At 62.6% G+C, this 20330-nt stretch carries 16 protein-coding genes; 9 read left to right on the top strand and 7 right to left on the bottom strand.

All coding sequences use genetic code 11. The annotated features are described in order from the left end of the window. Nucleotides 1-339: 339 nt before the first annotated feature. The 3 genes from serA to ACBR42_RS12195 all read right to left on the bottom strand — a co-directional run bounded on the left by serA (nt 340) and on the right by ACBR42_RS12195 (nt 3012). Nucleotides 340-1605 carry a phosphoglycerate dehydrogenase gene (gene serA, locus ACBR42_RS12205; RefSeq protein ID WP_371208183.1) on the bottom strand — a complete coding sequence of 422 codons (1266 nt, stop codon included), beginning with the start codon at nt 1603-1605 and terminating at the stop codon, nt 340-342. An 88-nt stretch (nt 1606-1693) separates the two neighbouring features. Further along, nucleotides 1694-2509, bottom strand: coding sequence for an inositol monophosphatase family protein (locus ACBR42_RS12200; protein WP_102323608.1), 816 nt, complete (start codon nt 2507-2509; stop codon nt 1694-1696). Then, entirely contained in the window at nt 2509-3012 is a 504-nt protein-coding gene (locus ACBR42_RS12195; RefSeq protein ID WP_102324199.1) for a cytochrome c family protein, read from the bottom strand. Before ACBR42_RS12195 ends, ACBR42_RS12200 begins: the two co-directional genes overlap by 1 nt. Nucleotides 3013-3150: 138 nt before the next feature. On the opposite strand from ACBR42_RS12195, the gene ACBR42_RS12190 reads away from it, so the two are divergent. The 4 genes from ACBR42_RS12190 (at nt 3151) to smpB (ending at nt 6265) form a co-directional block, all read left to right on the top strand. After that, on the top strand, nt 3151-3888 hold the full coding sequence (locus ACBR42_RS12190) for a 3-deoxy-manno-octulosonate cytidylyltransferase (protein WP_102323607.1): 738 nt from the start codon (nt 3151-3153) through the stop codon (nt 3886-3888). Next, complete coding sequence (locus ACBR42_RS12185) at nt 3885-4730, top strand: prephenate dehydratase (protein WP_110547643.1); 846 nt, start codon at nt 3885-3887, stop codon at nt 4728-4730. The genes ACBR42_RS12190 and ACBR42_RS12185 overlap by 4 nt, the downstream gene beginning before the upstream one ends. Before the next feature lie 157 nt (nt 4731-4887). After that, nucleotides 4888-5766 (top strand): 4-hydroxy-tetrahydrodipicolinate synthase, encoded by an 879-nt coding sequence (gene dapA, locus ACBR42_RS12180; RefSeq protein ID WP_371208182.1) that lies wholly within the window; start codon nt 4888-4890, stop codon nt 5764-5766. 4 nt (nt 5767-5770) lie between these two features. After that, entirely contained in the window at nt 5771-6265 is a 495-nt protein-coding gene (smpB, locus tag ACBR42_RS12175) for an SsrA-binding protein SmpB (RefSeq protein ID WP_102323604.1), read from the top strand. Nucleotides 6266-6725: 460 nt separating this feature from the next. On the opposite strand, the gene ACBR42_RS12170 is transcribed toward smpB, so the two are convergent. Beyond that, nucleotides 6726-7418, bottom strand: a complete 693-nt coding sequence (locus ACBR42_RS12170; protein WP_102323603.1) for a cold-shock protein — start codon at nt 7416-7418, stop codon at nt 6726-6728. A 377-nt stretch (nt 7419-7795) separates the two neighbouring features. Between ACBR42_RS12170 and ACBR42_RS12165 the strand changes: the two genes are divergently transcribed. Next, complete coding sequence (locus tag ACBR42_RS12165) at nt 7796-8533, top strand: TetR family transcriptional regulator C-terminal domain-containing protein (protein WP_371208181.1); 738 nt, start codon at nt 7796-7798, stop codon at nt 8531-8533. On the opposite strand, the gene recG is transcribed toward ACBR42_RS12165, so the two are convergent. Then, complete coding sequence (recG, locus tag ACBR42_RS12160) at nt 8472-10619, bottom strand: ATP-dependent DNA helicase RecG (protein ID WP_371208180.1); 2148 nt, start codon at nt 10617-10619, stop codon at nt 8472-8474. The genes ACBR42_RS12165 and recG overlap by 62 nt on opposite strands. Nucleotides 10620-10723: 104 nt before the next feature. Between recG and ACBR42_RS12155 the strand changes: the two genes are divergently transcribed. Both ACBR42_RS12155 and mfd read left to right on the top strand, forming a co-directional pair. Continuing rightward, complete coding sequence (locus ACBR42_RS12155) at nt 10724-11035, top strand: succinate dehydrogenase assembly factor 2 (RefSeq protein ID WP_102323600.1); 312 nt, start codon at nt 10724-10726, stop codon at nt 11033-11035. Continuing rightward, entirely contained in the window at nt 11032-14514 is a 3483-nt protein-coding gene (gene mfd, locus ACBR42_RS12150; protein WP_371208179.1) for a transcription-repair coupling factor, read from the top strand. The genes ACBR42_RS12155 and mfd overlap by 4 nt, the downstream gene beginning before the upstream one ends. A 341-nt stretch (nt 14515-14855) precedes the next feature. Here mfd and ACBR42_RS12145 read toward each other — a convergent pair whose 3' ends face one another. Continuing rightward, entirely contained in the window at nt 14856-15788 is a 933-nt protein-coding gene (locus tag ACBR42_RS12145) for a hypothetical protein (protein ID WP_110547638.1), read from the bottom strand. Nucleotides 15789-15876: 88 nt separating this feature from the next. Between ACBR42_RS12145 and ACBR42_RS12140 the strand changes: the two genes are divergently transcribed. Both ACBR42_RS12140 and ACBR42_RS12135 read left to right on the top strand, forming a co-directional pair. Continuing rightward, on the top strand, nt 15877-16830 hold the full coding sequence (locus ACBR42_RS12140; protein ID WP_371208178.1) for a bile acid:sodium symporter family protein: 954 nt from the start codon (nt 15877-15879) through the stop codon (nt 16828-16830). A gap of 117 nt (nt 16831-16947) precedes the next feature. Then, complete coding sequence (locus tag ACBR42_RS12135; RefSeq protein ID WP_371208177.1) at nt 16948-18381, top strand: aspartate aminotransferase family protein; 1434 nt, start codon at nt 16948-16950, stop codon at nt 18379-18381. Nucleotides 18382-18423: 42 nt separating this feature from the next. Here the strand turns inward: ACBR42_RS12135 and ACBR42_RS12130 are convergent, their stop codons facing one another. After that, entirely contained in the window at nt 18424-20316 is a 1893-nt protein-coding gene (locus ACBR42_RS12130) for a cobaltochelatase CobT-related protein (protein WP_371208176.1), read from the bottom strand. Nucleotides 20317-20330: the final 14 nt, after the last annotated feature.

Genomic DNA, 20330 nt, shown 5'->3' with positions numbered 1-20330 from the left:
TCCGTTTTCAGCCTGCACGGATGGCACGCCAGTCATGGCGCACCCGGAAAGGCGTCACGCCACCGGCACGATTAGCATGAAGGGCCGGGAATATCCACGCTTCCAACCGGCGGCAGTCACCCGTTCTGCGCAATCCATACAGCGCGAAGAGACATGCAATGCCACCCCAGCGGAACAACTGGCCGCTCCCTTATCCAGTCCGGCGATGCGATGACCGGGTCCGGAAAAATCATACGATAGTCCGCCCATCCGCAACCTGCGGGTTTGATGCGGACATAAAAAAGGGGACATGCCGGTGATGGCATGCCCCCTGATATCCAGAACAGGAAAACCTGTCCCTTATACCTGCTTGTAAAGCAGGCGGGCCCGCAGCGTGCCCTTGAGCGCACGCAGACGGTCAAGGATGCGGTTATCCTTTTCCACGTTACGGCCGGTATCGGCCTCGACCACGACGTAGCCCAGTTCACCCGCAGTCTGCAGGTACTGCGCCGTCACGTTGCAGGCTTCCGAGGAGAAGATTTCGTTAATCTGCAGCATGATGCCGGGCACGTTCTGGTGCACATGCATGAATCGGGTGCCGTGCGGGTTTTCGGGCAACTGCACGGTAGGAAAATTCACGGCCCCCAGCGTTGAGCCGATGTCGGAATAATCAACCAGCTTGCGCGCCACTTCCACGCCGATGCGCTCCTGCGCTTCCGCCGTGGAGCCACCGATATGCGGTGTCAGGATCACGTTATCCAGACCACGCAGCGGGGTCTGGAATTCCTCACCCGCCGCCTTCGGCTCCTTGGGGAACACATCGATCGCGGCGCCCAGCAGATGGCCGTCCTTCAGCGCCGCCGCCAGCGCATCAAGGTCCACCACGTTGCCACGCGCGTTGTTGATGAGGAAGGAGCCCTTCTTCATCGCCCGGATCTGCGCTTCACCGATCATGCCCGCCGTCTCCGGCGTCTGGGGCACGTGCAGGCTGACCACGTCGCTCTGCCCCAGCAGGGTTTCGAGCGTATCGACCGGCGTTGCGTTACCATGCACCAGTTTGTCGATCACGTCGTAATAGAACACGCGCATACCGAAGGCTTCGGCCAGAACGGAAAGCTGTGACCCGATGGAGCCATAGCCCACGATACCCAGCGTCTTGCCGCGCACTTCCCAGCTATTGGTAGCGGATTTTTTCCAGATACCGGCGTTGCATTCCTCGGATTTCGGGAAGATGCGGCGCATCAGCATCACGATCTCGCCCATCACCAGTTCAGCGACCGAACGCGTGTTGCTGTAAGGTGCGTTGAATACCGGAATGCCCCCTTCACGCGCGGCATTCAGATCCACCTGATTGGTCCCGATGCAGAAGCAGCCAATGGCGATCAGGCGATCCGCCTTCTCGATCACTTCGCGCGTAAGCTGGGTACGCGAACGGATACCGACGATATGAACGCCTTCCAGCGCCTTGTGCAGGGCTTCGCCTTCCAGCGCCGTTTTCAGGCGGGTGACGTTTTCGTACCCGTTTTCCTTCAGCAGGTTGACGGCACTATCATGCACGCCTTCAAGCAGCAGGATACGGATCTTGTCCTTGGGAAGGGAAAGGTGGCCGTTGGAATGGCTGGTCATGTCGTACGCTCCCGCTCAGTACGGTCAAAGTGGGTCGTCCCTATCCGATTGCCTGCGGCATCGCTAGAGAAAATGTGAATACAAAGCACTACAGCGCGCCTGCGGAACTTCCCAGCAGGGCTGTAATCCGGGGTACAAGGGCTGCATTGCCAACCGCCAGCACGGTCCCGTCGCCATTCGCATGCAGTGGCCTGCCGGACCAGTCGGTCATGCTGCCGCCAGCCCCCTCCACCACGGGCACGAGCGCCGCCCAGTCCCATATTTTCATGGTACATTCGGCGATAATATCGATCTGCCCCAGCGCCAGAAGGCCATACGCATAGCAGTCGCCCCCCCAGCTTGTGCGCTTGACCGCCCCGGCCAGCGCATGAAAGCCGGGCAGGTGAGGCGGGTCGAGAATTTCCGGCGCGGTGCATGACAGTTCTGCATGTGCCACATCCGGGCAACCGCGTGTGCCAGCCCTGCCGGGCAGGGTGGAGATGTACCGTGTCGCTTCCCCGCGCAGCCCGATCCAGCGTTCACCCGTAACCGGCTGGTCGATCAGGCCAAGGACCGGCACGCCATCATGTAACAGCGCGATCAGGGTGCCAAAGGTCGGGCGGCCCGTCAGAAAGGCGCGCGTGCCATCCACGGGGTCGATAACCCAGCGATAGGGACTCTCCCCCCCTTCAAGGCCGAATTCCTCCCCCATCACGCCAAAGCCGGGCAGGCGCTCGGACAGTACGGCCCGAATCGCACGTTCCGCCGTACGATCGGCAATGGTTACGGGGCTGCTGTCACCCTTGTCGTCGGCCGTCACGCCACGGCGGAAGAAGGGCAGCACGACGGTCCGCGCCACATCCGCCGCGGCAATGGCCGCCTCCATCACAGCATCCCGGGGAAAACCGGCGGGCAGGGCGGACATCAGGGCGCATCCTCATGCAGGGAACGCAGGTAGGCGATCACATCCGCCCGGTCGGTTTCGGACGGGATTCCGGGGAAAGACATCTTGGTGCCCGACGCATATTCGGAAGGCGATCTGAGCCATGCGGACAAGGTGGTGTTGGTCCACGTCTCGTCCTTGTGCGCCTTCAGGGCATCGGAGAATTCGTAGCCCGGAATGTCGCCAACATGCGTACCGACCACCCCGAACAGGTCCGGCCCGATAATGGCGGGGCCATGGGGGGCTGTGCTGTGGCACATCGTGCACTGATGTTCGGCAATGGTACGGCCTTTTTCCACACTGGCCCTGGCCACCAGATCGTCAATGGACGCGCCTGCGGCCTGGGCTGGCTGGGGTATCGCCACACCGGATTTTGCCGGTAGCGGCTCGGGCACTGCCGTATGGGCAACGCCCCAGCTTGCCCCCACCGCAACGGCGGCGATGAGGCAGGCTGCCCCGATCTGGTTAAGGCCTAGACTATCCATGGTATCCGATGTCCTTCCCATACGGTTGCATGAAAACCGCTCCTTACCTAGACTGCCGCGCGCCCCGTGTGAAGCATGCGGGGCTGCGGTCGGCCCCTGCCACCGCCACAGATTACGGATGGCCCAGACCCAGATCCCATGAAGCCTATTGTTCTGATCCCGGCCCGGATGGCCTCGACCCGGCTGCCGGGAAAACCGCTTGCCGACATCGCGGGACGGCCCATGATCGTGCATGTGCTCGATCGCGCCCGCGCGGCTGATGTCGGCCCCGTGGCCGTCGCCACGGCCGAACGTGAAATTGCCGATGTCGTGGAACGTGCTGGCGGCACCGCCATTCTGACCGATCCGGGGCTGCCTTCGGGTTCCGACCGGATCTGGCAGGCGTTGCAGAAGCTGGACCCTGCGGGGCGGTACGACACCATCATCAACCTGCAGGGCGACCTGCCGGGCGTGGAGCCTGCATGCCTGCGTGCCGTGCTGCGCCCGCTGGATGACCCTTCGACCGATATCGCAACCCTCGTGGCCCCCGTGCAGGATCGGGCCGAGGCAATAGCGGAATCCGTGGTCAAGGTGGCATGTGCGTTCCCGGACGAGGCGACAAAGGCGCGCGCGCTTTATTTCTCCCGCATGCCCATCCCATGGGGCCATGGTCCGCTGTGGCATCATGTGGGGATCTATGCCTATCGCCGCGCGGCACTGGCCCGCTTTGTCAGCCTGCCCGAAAGTGCGCTGGAAAAACGCGAAAAGCTGGAACAGCTACGCGCGCTGGAAGCCGGGATGACCATCGGCTGCGCCCGGATCGAAACCGCCCCGTTCGGGGTCGACACCCCTGCGGACCTTGAACGCGCCCGCGTGCTGTCGGGAGCAGGGGCATGAGCGCAAAAAACATCATAGCGTTTCAGGGGCGGCCCGGCGCGTATTCAGATCTTGCCTGCCGTCAGGCACGACCCGGCTGGACCACGCTACCATGCCAGACCTTCGCACAGGCCATAGCCGCCGTGCATGACGGGAAGGCCGAACTGGCCATGCTCGCATGTGAAAACAGCCTGGCGGGCCGCGTGCCCGATATCCATGCCCTGCTGCCACAGGCAGGGCTGTTTATCGTGGGGGAACATTTCCAGCGCGTGGAACACTGCCTGCTTGGCATACCGGGCAGCACGCTGGCTGATGCCCGGCGTGTGCATACCCACCCCGTCGCCATGGCGCAGGTGCGCGGCATCATTGCCGAACTGGCGTTGGACCCGGTGGTGGAATTCGATACGGCAGGCGCTGCCGAAATGGTGCGGGAATGGAATCGCAAGGAAGATGTGGCCGTGGCGTCCGCACTGGCCGCAGAACTCAATGGACTTGAGATCCTGCGCCGCAATGTGGAAGACGCGTCCCATAACACCACGCGCTTTTACATCGCATCACGCAAACCTGCCGTCCTGCCCCCACCCGGAGAGGATTTCCTGACCACGCTGCTGTTCCGCGTGTCCAATCAGCCCGGTGCGCTGTACAAGGCGCTGGGCGGTTTTGCCACGACGGGCGTGAACATGACCCGGCTGGAAAGCTACATGCTGGAGGGATCGTTCTCCGCCACGCAGTTCCTTCTGGACGTGGAAGGCCACCCCGAATCCCCACCGCTGGCGCAGGCGCTGCGCGAACTTTCATTCTTTTCGGAACAGCAGGAAATACTCGGCGTCTATCCGGCATCTCCCTTCCGGCGCGGCGGCTGAAGGGGAAGGGCATGCAGGCGGGTTTTGCCCCGCGCGCCGCATTGTCTATATAGTAGGGGCACACGCTCCGGGCCAGCGGGGCAGGCCACAGAGAATACGATGCGCCGGGTCCACCGGCACATGCACAGCAGGACACAGTATCCAGGTGGAAACAACCATGTTCAAGGGTTCCATTACCGCCCTTCTGACCCCCATGAACGAGGACGGATCGCTGGATCTGCCCTCCATGGGCCGCTTCATCGACTGGCAGATCCAGCAGGGCGCATCCGCGCTGGTTCCGGTCGGCACCACGGGCGAAAGTCCCACGCTGACGCATGAGGAACATGCGAAGGTCGTAGCCTTCACCATAAAAACCGCGGGCGGGCGCGTACCCGTCATCGCCGGGGCCGGTTCCAACAGCACGGCGGAAGCCGTCGCCATGGCGAAACAGGCCGAACAGGCGGGCGCATCGGGCGTGCTGGTCGTCACGCCCTACTACAACAAGCCCACACAGGAAGGCGTGTACCGCCACTTCATGGCCGTGGCGGACGCAATCAGTATCCCGGTCATCCTGTATAATATTCCCGGCCGGTCGGTCATCGACATTTCGGTCGAGACAATGGCCCGCCTTGCCAAGCACCCCAACATCATCGGGGTAAAGGATTCCACCGCCAACCTGCTGCGCCCGCTGCTGGTACGCCGTGCGGTCAGCAAGCCGTTCAACCAGATTTCAGGCGAGGACGGGACAGCCGTATCCTTCCTGGCCGCCGGTGGCGATGGCTGCATCAGTGTTACCGCCAACGTCGCGCCCGCATTATGCGCTCAGGTTCAGCAGAGCTGGACGGACGGCAATGTGATGGAGGCCATGGAACTGCAGGACCGTCTGCTGCCGCTGCATGATGCCCTGTTCTGTGAAAGCAACCCCGTTCCGGTCAAGTTTGCCGCCAGCGTGCTGGGGCTTATGGGTGAAACGTGCCGCCTGCCGCTTGCCCCGTTAAGCGATGCCGGTCGTGAGAAGGTCAAGGCCGCACTTTCGGCGGTCGGACTGCTGGACTGAACCCATGGCAGCCAGGAACAAGGGCAGCGGCATGATTTCCACGGGGATCGCCGCGCAGAACCGCAAGGGCCGCTTCAACTACACCATCGTGGAAACGGTGGAAGCGGGTCTGGTGCTGAAAGGCCCGGAAGTCAAAAGCCTGCGCATGGGTCGCGCCACCATTAACGAAGCCTATGCCGGTGAACGGAATGGCGAACTGTGGCTGATCAACAGCTATATTCCTGAATATCAGGGTGGCGTGCTGTCACGTTTCGAGCCACGCGCCCCCCGGAAGCTGCTGCTACACAAAAAGCAGGTAGACAAGCTGCTGGGAGAGGTCGCGCGCGACGGCGTAACCCTTGTTCCGCTGGATATTCACTTCAACAGCCGTGGGCTTGCCAAGCTGACGCTGGGTGTGGGTGAAGGCCGCAAGAAGGCGGACAAACGCCACGCCATTGCCGAACGCGACTGGCAGCGCGACAAGGCCCGCCTGCTGCGTAATCGCGGACGCGAGGACTGAAGGATAAACGGGATGCAGGGATGGATCGCCATTCGTTCCGGAGACGTCCCTTATCTGAACGCAGAAGCCCGGCTTTCTACCATAGAGTCTGAATCTGAATGGCAGAACACAGCCACAATCAGGACGTTACGCCAGCAATTTCCCTGAGAGGTCTGGTGTAAAGCCTGCTTCAGCCTAGCCTGAACAGCTTAACCCTACCTGCGCCCTTAAAAAATCACGTAATGGGATGTCAGGGGAAACTTACCCGTCAATTGCGGGTAACACGGTGCCAGAACCCGTTTGAAATTTATGGCTAAAAATATGCCTCGTGGCAGGAAATACCATCCTGCGCCGTAGTATTTCCGCCGATACAGGTCCGTACAATAAAAAACAGGGCTGCCCCCATCGGAACAACCCTGTTTTCTATTCAATCACCTGTCCCGCCCCGCCTTTGATGGCCGGGCAGGGGAAGCAGGATCAATCAGTCAACCGACAGCGCAGCCGCTTCGGGGCCTTTCTGGCCTTCGACAACCTGCACGTTCGCCGTCTGGCCTTCCGTCAGGCTGGACAGGCCCGAACGTTCCAGCGCGGAAGCATGAACGAAAATGTCCTTGCCGCCGTTTTCCGGGGTGATGAAGCCGAAGCCCTTCGTGGCGTTGTACCACTTGACCGTGCCGCGCATGTCCTGCGCATGCGACAGGTCGGGAGCCGGACGACCGGAACGCGAGAAGCCGCCACGGGGACCGGCTGCCGACGCACCGAAGCCACCGCCACGGGGGCGTTCCGGCTGCGCGGTGCTTTCGTCCACCGAAAGGACGGCTGCCACCTGGCGACCCTTGGGGCCCTGGCCAATCTGGACCACCAGCGTCGTGCCCGGCGCAACCGTGGCGTGCCCGGTCGGGTTCAGGGCGTTGGCGTGCAGGAACACGTCACCCGATCCGTCGGACAGCTCCACGAAGCCGAAGCCCTTTTCGCTGTTGAACCACTTTACAGTGGCGCTGATCTCCGGGCCGGATGCGACGATCTGGGGACCACCACCTCCGCCACCGAAGGAGCGACGCGGCGGCGGGGCGCTGCTGCTGCGATCACCAAATGAAGGCGACGACATGAAATCATCGTCAAATCCGCCGCGGCGCGGGGAGCGGGAGCTGCGGTCGGTCCTGTTACTTCTCAACGGTCGTAATCCCGAGGTCTAGGTGGCGGAAATCCCCCTTGGGGGGACACCACCGAATGAAAGCACGTTTGCAGAATAGAGACTGGTCTGCTGCCGTTCACCGTGGTTTAGGCGGTCTGGCTCAGGAAAACATCCTCTGTCCTGCGGTGACCCTAGCATAAATCGCATCGGCATCAACAACACCAAAGCATATTCCCGCCCCGGGTTGCACAGGAATTTTCACTTGTGAACTCTTTTGTGAGGGAAGAGCGGTAAAATTACGGATGCAGAAAGAGGCAAAGGGAATCCCGCAATGATCCTTGCATTTCGTCAGTATACGCACATTATTGGGCCCGGTTGTCATTCCCACGCCTTCCGCGCTTACAAGAAAGCGAACAATGTCTGATACATCGCCCCGCCGACCCGGTCGTGGTCGACCACCCAAGACTGCCCGTGCCCCGGAAGGCACACGTGCAATGCTGGTGCGCGCCGGGGTCGTGCTGCTGACGGAAAAAGGGTTCTCGGCCACCTGCGTGGATGACGTGCTGAATGCCACTGGCATCTCAAAGGGTTCATTTTACTACTGTTTCAGCAGCAAGGAAGATTTTGGCCGCGCACTGATCGAAAGCTACGCCACCTATTTCAATGAAAAACTTGACCGCTGGCTGACAGATCAGGCTGTAGCACCGCTCCAGCGCCTTCTCAATTTCATGCGCGAGGCAAAGACGGGCATGCAGCGTCACGCCTTCCGGCGTGGATGCCTGATCGGCAATCTCGGTCAGGAGATCGACATCCTGCCCGATTCGTTCAATGTGATGCTGCGCACGATTCTGCATGGATGGGAACGCCGCGTGACGGACTGCCTGCTGGCCACCTGCAACCCGGTGCCCACCGCCGCGCAGGAAACACTATGCAGCCGTCTTTCACGTTATTTCTGGATTGGGTGGGAAGGGGCCGTTCTGCGCGCGCGTATGGAACATGGGCCGGAATCCCTCGACCTGTTCGCGACCTTCTATCTGGCGCAGGCGGCAGTGGAACTGGGCGTGCCCTCACCATTATCGGTCAACACCCCTGCTACCCCGCGCGGATCGCACGCACAGCCTGTCCGCGCGAAAACAGGTCAAGCAGCAGGCTGACCGCAGGTATCCGGGCGCGCATTGCGGGCGGCGCCCGGTCGGGCGGGGTATCCACAAGACGCCGGGCGTCCTGCGCGGCAAGACGCAGCAGCATATCGACATGCAGCGGGCTGGCCAGACGCAGGTCAGGCAGACCGGATTGTCGCCGTCCGGTCAGGTCACCACCGCCACGCAGGCGGAAATCCTCGTCAGCAATAAGGAAACCGTCATCCGTTTCGCGCAACAACGCCAGCCTGCGCCGCGCGGTCTGGCCCAGCGCATTGTCATGCAGCAGCAGACAGTACGATTCGGCATGTCCACGCCCCACGCGCCCGCGCAACTGATGGAGCTGGGCCAGCCCGAAACGCTCGGCATGTTCGATGATCATGACCGTCGCGTCGGGGATATCCACCCCCACCTCAATCACTGTGGTCGCCACCAGAATGCGCGTGCCGCCCGCAGCGAAATCGGCAATGGCCTGTTCCCGCACCGTAATATCCTGCTGACCATGCGCCAGACCGACCTTATCCGCTCCAAAATGCGCGGCCAGCGCCGCATGCCGTGCCTCAGCGGCGGCAATGTCGCTGGTCTCACTTTCACTGACCAGGGGACAGACCCAGAAAATACGTGCCCCCCGCGCCATGGCCCGCTCCATGCCCACCAGCAGATCTCCCATGGCGGACAGCGTGTGCAGTGATGTGCGGACCGGCTTGCGCCCCGCGGGCTTCACATCCAGTCGGCTGACCATCATGTCGCCCCATTGGGTTAGCAGAAGGCTGCGGGGGATGGGGGTCGCGGTCATGACCAGCACATCGGTCTGGGGGCCTTTTTCCCCCAGCATGGCACGCTGCTCCACGCCAAAACGGTGCTGTTCATCAATCACCGCCAGCGCGAGGTCAGCAAATACCACACTGTCCTGAAACAGGGCGTGCGTGCCGATCACCAGCCGTGCCGTGCCATCGGCTATCCTTGCCAGTGCCTCACGCCGGGCCTTGCCCTTCACGCTCCCGCTCAGGAACGCGACGGGCACGGGGGAGAGGCGGGTAAAGGTTGCCAGATGCTGACGCGCCAGAATTTCAGTGGGCGCCATGAGAGCCGCCTGATGGCCCGCTTCCACCGCGCCCAACATGGCCATGAGCGCCACCAGCGTCTTGCCCGCGCCGACATCACCCTGCAACAGGCGCGTCATCTGCCGGGGCTGCGCAAGGTCGGCGTCGATTTCCGCCAGTGCACGAATCTGCGCGACCGTGGGTTCATGACCGAAACGCGACAGGGCAACGCCACGCAGGCTGCCATCGGCCACGATGGCCCGCCCCGGTCGCAGGCGGTTCTGCCTGCGGGCCTGCGCCATGGAAACCTGCTGGGCCAGCAGGTCATCACAGGCAAGACGGGCGCGGGCGCGTTCGGCTGCGGCCACCAGCGCATCGCCCTCCAGCAGGTCAGGAAAGTCACAGGGCCGGTGCAGCGTGCGCAGGGCCTGCTCGAATCCCGGCCACTGGCGCTGCTTCATCACGCTGGCGTCCTGCCATTCGGGCAGGTCAGGAAAAATATCGAATGCGGCCCTGATCGCGTTGCGCACCTGCCGGGGGAACAGTCCGGCCGTCAGCGGCCAGACCGGGTCAAGCAGCGGTATCTCACCCATCCGTTCGGCAGGGACCAGATAATCCGGATGCGTCATGTTCAGCCGGTCGCCAAAACGCTCCAGCGTGCCCGACACGCATATGTCCTGTCCGGCCTCCAGACCACGGGCCTGATAGGGGGAGAAAAACACCAGTTCGGCATCCGCGGTGCCGTCACTCACCACCACCCGCCATGGCCGCTTGCCCCGTCCCCCGCCAGACGACGGCGGCACCACGCGCGCAATCGTGACATGCAATGTGCAGATACGCCCTATCTCCGCCTGACGCAGGTTGGGGCGGTAGCGCCTGTCCACGACTGACTCAGGCAGATGGAACAGCAGGTCGATCACCCGCCCGCCGCCCGCCGCCCGCGCCAGCAGCTTTGCCGTGGCGGGCCTGACGCCACCCAGCGTTTCCACGCCAGCCAGCAGCGGGGCAAGAAGGGAAGGGGCGGACTGGGTGGTGGTATCAGGCACGCGGTGGTTCATCCTGCGGGGCGGAACATGTCATACGGGCTGACAGATGCCCGCGTGACGGCTATAGGACACCTGCGTTACGGAACAAAACACAACCATTTACGGGGTGGAACGCAATGGAAGCCAGAACGCCTGATCTCTCGCGTCTCGATACACGACGCCGGAAGATATATTATCGTGCCACACATCGCGGTACCCATGAAACCGACGTGCTGATCGGCGGGTTCGTCGCCCCCCGGCTCGAAGCCATGACGGATGCGCAGCTTGACGCGCTGGAAGCCGTAATGGACCTGCCCGACGCCGACCTTGCCGACTGGCTGAGCGGTCGCCGCCCGGTACCGGCGGAAGTGAACACCCCCATGATGCGTGAAATCATGGCCGATGCCACCGATCCCGAACGTCTGGCCGCGATCCGGGGCGGAAAATGAACCAGACGGCAGGATTCTCGCTGGCACCCGGCGCACCGGTGCCCGTGTGGGGCGTACCCGACGGGTATGATGCCTTCCTGCTGGCCCGTCGGCTGAATGAGCATGACGGGCCTGTGCTGCATGTCTGCCGTGACGATGCTGGCATGGCCCGGATCGCGGACCTGCTGGCCTTTGTCGCGCCCAAGGCGGAAATCCTGCGTTTTCCGGGCTGGGACTGCCTGCCGTATGACCGTGTCTCCCCCAATCCCGCCATCATTGCGGAGCGGGTGGCGACACTCACCCGCCTGCTGGAAAAGGCGACCGCCCCACGCATCGTCCTGACCACGGTGGGTGGACTGGTCCAGCGCGTTGCCCCCCGCGCAGCCTTCGCGGGGCAGTCCATCACCATCAGGACAGGCGAGAGCCTTGATGCGCCGTTCCTCATGGAACTGCTTATAGCCCATGGCTACAACCGCACCGATACGGTGATGGAGCAGGGCGAGTTCGCCACACGTGGCGGCATTTTTGATATTTTCCCGGCTGGCGAAGCCGAACCGGTCCGTCTGGACCTGTTTGGTGACGAGGTGGAGAATATCCGCCGGTTCGATCCCGGCACCCAGCGCTCGACCGCAAAGATCGACAGCCTGACCATGCGGCCCGTGGCGGATTTCAGCCTCGATCCCGCCTCCATTTCGCGCTTCCGCACCGGGTGGCGCGACCTGTTCGGTCCGGCTGCCGCGTCCGACCCGCTATACCAGCATATTTCCGAAGGGCGGCGGCATGCGGGCATGGAGCACTGGCTGCCGCTGTTCCATGAACAGATGGAAACGGTCGTGGATTACATGCCCGGCGTTTCCATCTCGCTGGCCAATCAGGCGGAAGAGGTGCTTGCCGCGCGCCTTGAAATGATCGCCGATCATTACGACGCCCGCAGGCAGCCCACGCGGGAAGGGGAAGTGCCCTACCGCCCGTTGCCGCCACACCTCATGTATCTCGACCGCAAGGGATGGGACGCCATGATCACCGGCCGGAAGGCCGTCGTGTTCATGCCCTTCGCCCAGCCCGATGGCGCGCCCGGCATGGATGCGGGCGGCAGGCCCGGCCAGATGTTCGCCAAGACCGTAACGGACGGGCGCGAAAACGTCTTCCCCATGCTGCATGCACGGGTGGAGGAATGGGCGCAGACCGGTCGCCGCGCCTATGTCACGGCATGGAGCCGCGGGTCGTGTGAACGCATTGGCGTGCTCCTGCGCGAATACCGCCTGCCGGTGCAGACTTTCGCAACGTGGGCCGACGCACAGAAACTGCGCCCCGGTACTGTGGGACTGCTTACGCTGGGGCTGGAACGCGGGTTCGTGGCCGATAACGTGGCTTTCGTATCCGAACAGGACCTGCTGGGAGAGCGGATTTCCCGCCCCCCACGCCGCCGAAAGAAAGCTGACCAGTTCATATCCGAGGCATCGGAGATTGCCGAAGGCGACCTGATCGTCCATCAGGATTACGGCATTGGCCGCTATGACGGGCTTGAGACGATCGGCGTCGGCACGGCACCGCATGACTGCCTGCGCCTGATCTATGACGGCAATGAAAAACTGTTCCTGCCAGTCGAAAATATCGAGCTTCTCAGCCGTTTTGGCTCGGATCAGGCCCATGTGGCGCTGGACAGGCTGGGGGGCGTGTCGTGGCAGTCGCGCAAGGCCAAGATGAAGCAGCGCATCCGCGACATGGCGGGCGAACTGATCCGCACCGCCGCCGCCCGTGCGCTGCGTGAGGCCCCGGCACTTACCCCCGAAGACGGGATGTGGGATGAATTCTGCGCCCGTTTCCCCTTTGTCGAGACCGAAGACCAGTCCCGCGCCATAGCCGACGTGCTGGATGATATGGCATCGGGCAAGCCGATGGACCGGCTGGTATGCGGTGATGTGGGTTTCGGCAAGACCGAAGTCGCCCTGCGCGCGGCCTTTGTCGCCGCCATGTCGGGCGCGCAGGTGGCGGTTGTGGTACCGACCACATTGCTGGCCCGCCAGCATTACCGCACGTTCTCCGCCCGCTTTGCCGGGCTGCCGGTCAAGGTCGCCCAGCTTTCGCGCATGGTCACGGCCAAGGAAGCGACCGCCGTACGCAAGGGGCTGACCGATGGCACGGTCAATATCGTGATCGGCACGCATGCCCTGCTGGCCAAGACGGTCAAATTCGCTGATCTCGGCCTGCTGATCGTGGATGAAGAACAGCATTTTGGCGTCGCGCATAAGGAAAAGCTCAAGGCCCTGCGCGAAGACGTGCATGTCCTGACCCTGTCGGCCACGCCGCTGCCACGCACCCTGCAGCTTGCCCTGACGGGCGTGCGGGAAATGAGCCTGATCGCCACCCCGCCAACCGACCGTCTGGCGGTGCGTACCTTCATCATGCCCTTCGACAGCGTGGTGATCCGCGAGGCGATCCAGCGCGAGCGCTTCCGTGGGGGGCAGGTCTTCTGCGTCGTGCCGCGTATCGAGGATCTGGACCGCATGGCGGCGCGCCTGGCCGAAATCGTGCCTGATGCGCGTCTGGTGCAGGCCCATGGCCGCCTGACGCCCACCGAACTGGAACGGGTCATGACCGAGTTCAGTGACGGCAAATACGACATCCTGCTATCCACCAATATCGTGGAAAGCGGGCTGGACATGCCTGCGGTCAACACGCTTATCATCCATCGTGCCGATATGTTCGGCCTTGGGCAGCTTTACCAGCTTCGGGGCCGCGTGGGACGTGGCAAGCAGCGTGGCTATGCCTATCTGACGTGGCCACAGACGCATGTGCTGTCCGCTGCGGCGCAGAAACGGCTGGAGGTGATGCAGACACTCGATACGCTGGGCGCAGGCTTTACGCTGGCTTCCCACGATCTGGACCTGCGCGGTGCGGGCAACCTGCTGGGCGACGAGCAGTCGGGCCATATCCGCGAAGTGGGCATCGAACTCTACCAGCAGATGCTTGAAGACGCAGTAGCCGACCTGCGCACCGAAAAGGGACGCCGCAAGCTGCAGGACCGCGACTGGACACCCAACATCATCCTTGGCCTGCCGGTGCTTATCCCGGACACCTATGTCACCGACCTGCCGGTAAGGCTCGGGCTTTATCGCCGCATTGCCGCACTGGCCAATGATGCCGAAGTCGAGGCGATGGAAGCGGAACTGGTGGATCGCTTCGGCACGCTGCCTGATGAGGTCCGCAACCTGCTGGATGTCGTGACGCTCAAGCGCATGTGCCGCGAGGCCGGGGTGGAGCGCGTCGAAGCCGGACCCAAGGGCATGGTCGTGCAGTTCCGGGGCAATACCTTTATCAACCCGGCGGGGCTGGTAACGTGGATTGCAAAGCAGAAAGAAGCCAATGTCCGCCTGCGGCCCGACCACAAGCTGGCCATCATACGCGAAATGACCAATGCCCAGCGGATTACGCAGGCCCGCAAGGTATTGGGGGCATTGGTCACGCTGGCGCGGGAAGATGCAAACGTCACGGCATAGGCATCTGTATAACCACATGACCGGGGCCAGTATGCCCCGGTCATGTGGTCAGGGCAGGGGACGGTGATTGCCCGACAGGGTCATCAGGTGCAGGGCATCATCCGACCATAACGGCCCCTCCGCGCTTACGGATTACGGGAAGGGCGGGCCGCCTTACTTCCTCAAAAATCACGGCGCTTAGAGGCTGTTTGCAAAGCCTGTCGGGAAATACCCAGAAATCATAAGGTCATCTTTGGCGAAGCTTTTTTCAAAAAGCTTCAGAAGATGTTGCCTTTCTGAACAAAGGCAACATCCAAGAACGTTTCCTGTTTTTTATAAAAGATTTCTTTTCAAACAATCCATTAGTGAATCGGCAGCGGAATATGATTCACGGTCATGACGCCGCCTTCCCAGCTTACGTCCCACGAGGTACCGCCATTATCGGAATGGTGACCGAACAGCTTGGCGAGGATAAGGGCGGCACTGGCACGGGTCTGACCCGCATTGCGCAGGGTGTCGATTACAGCATCAAGGTTCTGCACCAGTATATGACCGGTAGCGGATGATGCATCCGTATGGCCGGTCAGGTTGGCCTCCCCATTACCGCTGATCTGCATGGCGCCACGCTGGGCTGACAGGGACGAGACACGCAGCGGCACCATCACATTTTCCGGCGGATGCCCCGTAATGGCTGCGGCAAGTTCCACCAGCGAACCGCTGGGCACGGCAGCATTGGCGCTGGCCTGCTGCGGCAGGGCACTGGCCAGAAGCGTGTTGTGTGAACCTGTTATGCCGATTCCCTGCGTTTCCAGTGTCAGGGTCGCAGGCGCACTGGCGCTTTTTGCACCCACGAGATGCAGATGCGCACGGCGGAAGGACAGCTTCGTGTCCCCATTGGTCAGCAATCCACCCTGCCATGTCAGATCATAACTGCCACCTGCGCGCAGCCCGTCCATGATCGGGGCCGCAGCAGACGCAAAGTAATCCTGCGCACAGCCATCGGAATGATGGCCCGTCATGGTGGCAAGCAGGACGAGGGAGGCAACATCCTCCATATCCCGCAGGGCCTGCTGACCCATGCCCGTTCCACTGGCCGCAATATCGGTTGCATGGAATGTCTGGTTCGGCCTGCCTGCCAGTGCGAGGTCATAGCCGTGTCCGGCAAGGACACTGTTCCCATGTGGCTGGGTGGCGGCTACCTGTACTCTGGCGCAGGTATCGGGCAGGGCAGTCGCCCCTGCGTGCCCCATGCAGGACAGGGCAGCGAGGACGGTGGTTATGAGCAATTTCTTCATTTGCGTGACACGTTGGCGTGATTACGCTCCGGATGCAATCGGCCGTGGTATTTCGGTCGCATGATACTTCATACTGAACGGACTGCCCATGCTGCGCAGGCTTGATTCCTTCCTGCTGTGCCTGCTGGGCACTGTAGGGCTCGCCACCGTGCTGCCATGCCGGGGCGCAGGCGTTAGCGTGTTCAATATCCTTGCCATTGGCATGATTGCGAACATGTTTTTCCTGCAGGGCGCGCGTCTGTCGCGTCGGGCCGTGGCGGAAGGGATAACCAACTGGCGCATCCATCTTGCCATCCTGCTATGCACATTTTTCATGTTTCCCCTGCTGGGCATGATGCTGCATGCGCTGCTGCCGGGCATGCTGGACAGCGCGATGTGGACGGGTGTGCTGTTCCTGTGCTGCCTGCCTTCGACGGTGCAGTCCTCCATCGCGTTTACCTCCATCGCACGGGGCAATGTGGCGGCGGCAATCTGTTCGGCGACGCTGTCGAACATACTGGGCATATTTCTGGCGCCGCTTCTGGTGGGTATCCTGTTCAGCCGTCATGCCGCTGGTGGCGGGGGCAACATCCTGCCCATCGTCGGGCAACTGCTGCTTCCCTTCATCGCGGGCCAGATCGCACAGCCATGGATCGGGGGATGGGCGCAGCGGCATAAGAAGCTGCTCTCCTTTTCAGATCGGGGTTCAATTCTTGTGGTCGTATACACGGCGTTCAGCGAAGCCGTAACACAGGGGCTGTGGCACCGCCTGCCGCCCGCGCAGATCGGGCGCGTGGCACTGGTGGACATGGCGATTCTGGCCGTTGCCCTGGGGCTGACCCATCTGCTGGCGCGGCTCAGCGGTTTTGGCTATCGCGACCGGATCGCCATTCTGTTCTGCGGGTCCAAGAAGTCGCTGGCATCCGGCGTGCCGATCGCAAGCGTGCTGTTCGCACCCACGGATATCGGGCTGATTGTCATGCCACTTATGGTCTATCACCAGATCCAGCTATTCGTATGCGCGACCCTTGCACGGCGTTTTGGTGAACGCGCGGAAGACTGAATGCATCCGCGCATGGCATAAACCGGTCTCTCCCTCTCGCATGCAGCGACGCGGCCCGGTATGTAGGCACGCCATATATCGCCCACGGGCACACAACTGCATGAATGGTTGAGAAAGATGACAGGACTGGATCCGGACAACTGGGACACATTACGCAGCCTGGGCCACCAGATGGTGGACGACATGATCGACCGCCTGTCCACGCTGCGCGAACGCCCCGTCTGGCAACCCATGCCGCCCGCGCTGCGCCAGCAGCTACGCACCGGCCTGCCGCATGATCCCACCCCGCCCACGGAACTGTATGCCCGTTTCCGCGAGCTGGTGGAGCCCTATTCGACCGGCAATGTCCATCCCGGCTTCATGGGATGGGTGCATGGAGGCGGCACAGCGGTCGGCATGCTGTCCGAACTGCTGGTCGGGGGCCTGAACGCCAACTGCGGTGGCCGCGACCATGCCCCGATCGAGGTGGAGCGCGAAGTGATCCGCTGGGCTGCCGAAATGTGCGGCTTCCCCGCTGAAACATCCGGCCTGCTGGTGACGGGTTCTTCGATGGCAAACATGATCGCCGTCATAACCGCCAGCCGCGCCGTGCCCGACGGGCTGAAAATGCGCGCCGAAGGTGTCGGAACCCGCAAACTGGTCGGATATGCGGCTGCAACCGCACATGGCTGCATCGCACGCGCGTTCGACCTGACGGGACTGGGTACGGACAGCCTGCGCGTGATCCCGGTTGATGGTGAAAACCGTATGGTACTGGCAGAACTGGAACGTGCCATCGCACGCGACCGTGCGGCCGGTCTGGAACCGTTCATGGTGATCGGCACGGCGGGCACGGTGGATACCGGCGCGATCGACGATCTGGACGCGCTGGCGGATATTGCCCGGCGGGAAGACATCTGGTTCCATGTGGATGGCGCGTTTGGTGCGCTGGCGATGCTGTCGGACACGCTGCGGCCCATGCTGCGCGGGCTGGAGCGGGCCGACAGCGTGGCCTTCGATTTCCATAAATGGGCACAGGTTCAGTACGACGCGGGCTGTATCCTTGTGCGCAGGCCCGGCGCACAGGCGGCGGCCTTCGCGCAGTCGCGCGCCTACCTTGCACGCGAAGATCGTGGCCTTGCCACCAATGCGCCCTGGTACTGCGACCTTGGCCCCGACCTGTCACGCGGGTTCCGGGCGCTTAAAGTATGGATGACGCTGGGCACCTATGGCGCGGATGGCATGGGGCGGATGATCGCCAACTGCTGTGCCATCGCCACGCATCTGGCCCGCCGGGTCGAAGCCAGTCCCCGGCTGGAACTGCTGGCCCCGGTAACGCTGAATATCGTGTGCTTCCGCATACTGGCGCCCGTGGACGATCTGGATTTCTTCAACGGGGAAGTGGTGAAGGACCTGCACGAAAGCGGGATCGCAGCCCCTTCCACCACCATCATCAATGGGACGAAGGCGGTGCGCGCGGCCATCGTCAATCACCGCACGACCAATGCGGATGTCGATCGCATGCTTGAGGCCCTGCTGGAACTGGCCGACCGCAGGCTGGCGGCTGCCTGAACCACTCCTGCCCCGCTTCGGTACTGAAGCGGGGCAGGGCGCTCAGCCGCCGCGACGGTGCCGAGACACCAGTTCTTCGCCAAACAGTTCGGAGAGCTTTTTCATCATCGTGCCCCCCAGTTCCTCGGGATCGGTAATGGTGACGGCCTTGCGATAATAGCGTGTCACATCGTGGCCAATACCAATGGCCAGCAGTTCCGTAGTGGTACGGGTTTCAATATGGGCGATCACTTCGCGCAGGTGGTTTTCAAGGTAGGAACCCTGATTGACCGATAGCGTGCTGTCATCAACCGGCGCACCATCGGAAATCACCATAAGGATGCGCCGTGCCTCGGCACGCGAGGCAAGCCGCCGCTGCGCCCACAGCAGGGCCTCGCCATCGATGTTTTCCTTCAGCAGCCCTTCGCGCAGCATCAGCCCCAGATTGCGCCGCGCACGCCGCCACGGCATGTCCGCAGCCTTGTAAATGATGTGCCGCAGGTCATTCAGTCGACCGGGATTGGCAGGTTTGCCCGCCTGTACCCATGCCTCGCGGCTTTTGCCGCCCTTCCATGCGCGGGTGGTAAAGCCCAGCACTTCCACCTTGACTGCGCAGCGTTCAAGGGTGCGGGCCAGAATATCGCCACACATGGCCGCGACCGAAATGGGGCGTCCACGCATGGAACCGGAATTGTCGATCAGAAGGGTCACGACCGTATCGCGGAAATCCGTGTCACGCTCACGCTTGTAGGAAAGCGAAAGCATGGGATTGACCACCACGCGCGACAGTCGCCCTGCGTCCAGTATGCCTTCTTCCAGATCGAATTCCCACGCCCGCGTCTGCTGCGCCATAAGCTTGCGCTGCAGGCGGTTGGCCAGCTTGGAGACAACACCCTGCATGCTGACAAGCTGCTGATCCAGCGTCTGGCGCAGGCGGAACAGTTCCTCCGGATCGCACAGGTCCTCGGCGGCGATTTCCTCATCATAGGCTGTGGTGAAGGCATGATAGGCAGGAGAAACCTCATCCTCCGTCTCTTCCTCGCCCGGTCCACCTGCTTCTTCCGACCCGCTGGCCGATCCGCCCTGTTCACCTTCTTCGGGTTCATCATCGCCCGCACCGGTGCCCTGTGACATCTGCATGGGCTGGGCGTTGTCATCTTCCTCCGGGCCGTCTTCCTGCGGCTCGGGGGTAACGTCGTCGGTCTGTTCCTCATCCTCGGCGCTGGCGTTTTCGGCTTCGGCCGCGCCATCATCCGCAGGTTCTTCTGGGGTGACTTCCTGCTCCAGCAGATCACAGGCCATAAGCAGCCTGCGCGCCGCCTGGGCGAAATCCTTCTGGCTTTCCTGCCGTGACGCCATTTCGTCCAATGCGCGGCGGGCGGCAGGCGACAGGGTTTCCTGCCAGCGATTCATAAGGGCCTGCATGGACGGCGGTACCGGATGGCCGGACATGCGCGCACGCGCCAGCAGTCCCAGCGCAAACGGTGTTGGCAGCTTCGTGGCGTCGTTCAGACGGTCCAGCCCCATATCGGCGCATTCCTGCACCACACGGGCATCCAGATTTGCGGCAACACCCGCCATATGCCGCGCGCCAAGACTTTCCACCCGCGCCTGTTCCAGCACGTCATAGACCTCACGCGCCTCACCGGCGGGGGGCCGCACACTGTCATGCAGGGGCACATCATGGTGGCGCAGACGCAGGGCGGCGGCATCTGCGGCACCACGCATGCGCGTGACCTCCGCATCCGTCATGCGTCGGGATGGATGGGGCAGGCGGACATGGGTGCCGGTAACAGAAACCCCCGATGGCACCGGGCCATTCAGGAACGAGACCTCCGTCTGGGCCTGTCCGCCCAGCGCACGTACGGTGCCTACCGTCGCGCGCCGGAAGCTCTCGGCCGCACGGGCTTCTTTCTCGGCCTCGGATGAGGCGTTTTTTGTCCTGTTATCACGCATGCCTGGCCTGCCCT

It is taken from the genome of Komagataeibacter sp. SM21 (assembly GCF_041402665.1).
GTDB lineage: Bacteria > Pseudomonadota > Alphaproteobacteria > Acetobacterales > Acetobacteraceae > Komagataeibacter > Komagataeibacter saccharivorans.
Note: the sequence above shows the minus strand (reverse complement) of the source record. Positions and strands in the feature narration are given on the sequence as shown.